The sequence below is a fragment of the Rhodoferax sp. GW821-FHT07F03 genome (assembly GCF_059418745.1).
This window is the reverse complement of the sequence record NZ_JBWKQM010000040.1, coordinates 1-650: the sequence shown is the minus strand read 5'-3', so window position 1 is coordinate 650 and position 650 is coordinate 1. Positions and strand designations below refer to the sequence as shown.

The following is a 650-nucleotide window of genomic DNA, read 5'->3' as shown; positions in this document are numbered from 1 at the left end:
CCAGTGTGCAATCCCATTTGCAGCGCGTTTTTGAACACTACGGACTGCCGGTACGTATCAATGCTGACAACGGCGGGCCCTGGGGTAGCCCGCGCGCAGCACAAGCGCACAGCTTGAGCGATCTGAGTATCTGGCTGATACGGCTGGGCATCCGGGTGAGCCACAGCGCACCCTACCACCCGCAGACGAACGGCAAGCTGGAGCGCTTCCATCGCTCTCTCAAGGCAGAAGTGCTCAACGGCCGTAGTTTTTCCAGCCTGGAGTTGGCCCAGCAAGCCTTTGATCGGTGGCGCAGCGTCTACAACCATGAACGCCCCCACGACGCCTTGGGATTGCAAACACCCACCCAACGCTATGCCCTGAGCCCGCGCAAGTTTCCTCTATCCCTGAAGCCGATTGAGTACAGCCCAGACGACACGGTCATTGAAGTGGGCTGGAACGGCTTTATCAAGTTCAAAGGTCTGCGATTGCACTTGAGTAGTTCCCTGCATCGGCTGCCTATTGCAATGCGCCCTGATCGGCAGAATGAGGGATGCTATGACGCTTACTTTTGCCATCAGCAACTCATGCATCTGGATATGAATACGCTGGGCAAACCATGAGCTATGTGTTTACTATGTCCTCGCACACCTGTTACCTAGGTACCCGGT

General features: G+C 56.3%; 1 protein-coding gene. It reads left to right on the top strand.

Translation table 11 applies throughout. The features are described 5' to 3' along the window. The coding region (locus AC07R0_RS25710) for an integrase core domain-containing protein (RefSeq protein ID WP_495107032.1) at window positions 1-602 on the top strand (602 nt) is incomplete at its 5' end. Window positions 603-650 lie beyond the last annotated feature (48 nt).